The 1,625-nt window shown below is 42.0% G+C and carries 3 protein-coding genes; all 3 read left to right on the forward strand.

From position 1 onward, the window contains the following. The first annotated feature begins 169 nt into the window (after window positions 1–169). The 3 genes from ACHUFZ_RS21035 to ACHUFZ_RS21045 all read left to right on the forward strand — a co-directional run bounded on the left by ACHUFZ_RS21035 (window position 170) and on the right by ACHUFZ_RS21045 (window position 1,356). The gene (locus ACHUFZ_RS21035; protein WP_005526636.1) at window positions 170–424 is read left to right on the forward strand and encodes a type II toxin-antitoxin system Phd/YefM family antitoxin; all 255 of its coding nucleotides are present in this window, start codon (window positions 170–172) and stop codon (window positions 422–424) included. Next, window positions 417–686, forward strand: coding sequence for a Txe/YoeB family addiction module toxin (locus ACHUFZ_RS21040; RefSeq protein WP_005464459.1), 270 nt, complete (start codon window positions 417–419; stop codon window positions 684–686). Before ACHUFZ_RS21035 ends, ACHUFZ_RS21040 begins: the two co-directional genes overlap by 8 nt. Window positions 687–846: 160 nt before the next feature. Beyond that, complete coding sequence (locus tag ACHUFZ_RS21045) at window positions 847–1,356, forward strand: hypothetical protein (RefSeq protein WP_394128691.1); 510 nt, start codon at window positions 847–849, stop codon at window positions 1,354–1,356. Window positions 1,357–1,625 lie beyond the last annotated feature (269 nt).

The following is a 1,625-nucleotide window of genomic DNA, read 5'->3' on the forward strand; positions in this document are numbered from 1 at the left end:
CTTCGGGTTGAATTTAGTGTTTACGGTGCAGTGCTCAAGTTCAGTGTTTGCGCTGCTCACACGTTAATTGGGCGTTAGTTGCCTTATTGGTATTGCATGTTCAATTTACTGTACAAGTAGGTTGATGAAGGCTATACTTGTTCCATTAAATGTACATGTGGAGGTTCTTATGAGAATCGTATCTTTTACTGAAGCTAGAAATGGTCTCAAAGCTGTTTTGGACGGTGTAGTTAATGACGCTGATACAACAGTTATTACACGCCGCGATTCTGAAGATGCTGTGGTTATGTCTTTAGACTACTACAATAGCCTTATGGAGACAGTTCACTTACTACGCTCTCCTCAAAACGCTGAACACCTAAACCGTTCGATAGCACAGTACCGCGCTGGTAAAACAACAGCACGAGAGTTAATTGATGAGTAGTAGTCAACGTTTACTGTCGTGGACTGATGACGCTTGGGATGACTACTTGTATTGGCAAACTCAAGACAAGAAAACACTCAAGCGCATCAACAAACTCATCAATGATGTTAAGCGCTCCCCATTTGAGGGCATCGGTAAACCAGAGCCGTTAAAAGAGAATTTATCTGGTTTTTGGTCTCGTCGTATTGATGACACTAATCGGCTTGTTTACGCAGTCGATGATCAAGCGATAACGATAATCTCGTGTCGTTACCACTACTAAATCAGTCTCAGTGATCTGGCATCTAACAAACTGTTTAAGAGTGATTCGCAACGCGTGGCGGTTTTACTATGCGTTGCGTCTGGTGTTTAAGGTGGTATGCGGGGGCTTTGGTATTGCGCTGCTCACACCTTAACAGGGCGTTATGTTTTTCGAGGATGAAATGTACTTAATAGAACTATTTTCGGCTAAGGAAGACCAAGTTAAGCTGATTACTTTCGTTTTCTCTGCATTATTAGCCGTTGGCGTTTTGCTAACAAATCAGTATTTTTCCCAACGTAGAGCGCGTCAAGAGTATTTACTCAAAAAGATTGAAGAGTTGGCTCAATTATCAATTGAGTACACCGATCTATGTACTGAAATCCTAGATGATATACAAAGTCAAAGAGCTCACTACCCGACAGTAAGTCGAGAACACAGACGGCGCTTGATGGCTAATATCCGTCAAATGGAGCTAATCGTAGGGCTATATTTCCAAGACTCAGGTTTTGACCCGAATGATTACTATATGTGGAACATGCGAGTCCTAGACGTTTTAGAGAAAGGTAAGGCTTGTGAAGAAGGTGAAGTGTATTGCTTATTTGAAGACGCTCGTCAACATGTTGTAGACAGTGACGCTAAGTTAGCCGTAATTTGTTCTGGTTTGGTTAAGAGGTTCGGGCACAAAACATAACAAGCAATTCAAGCTGATTCGCAACGCTCGGCACTTTCGGTTTCAATTGGTTTGGTGATTACGGTGAAGTGTTTAGGCCATGTGGCAGCGTTGCTCACAACTTAATTGGGCGTTAGCTGTACATCCTTATCGCAGGCATTATACAATTATATCTTGTACTTAACTTTCATTTTGTATGTTATGACTCCAGAAACTCCAGAAACTCCAGAAACTCCAGAAACTCCAGAAACTCCAGAAACTCCAGAAACTCCAGAAACTCCAGAAACTCC

The organism is Vibrio hepatarius, from assembly GCF_043642085.1.
Taxonomy (GTDB): Bacteria; Pseudomonadota; Gammaproteobacteria; order Enterobacterales; family Vibrionaceae; genus Vibrio; species Vibrio hepatarius_C.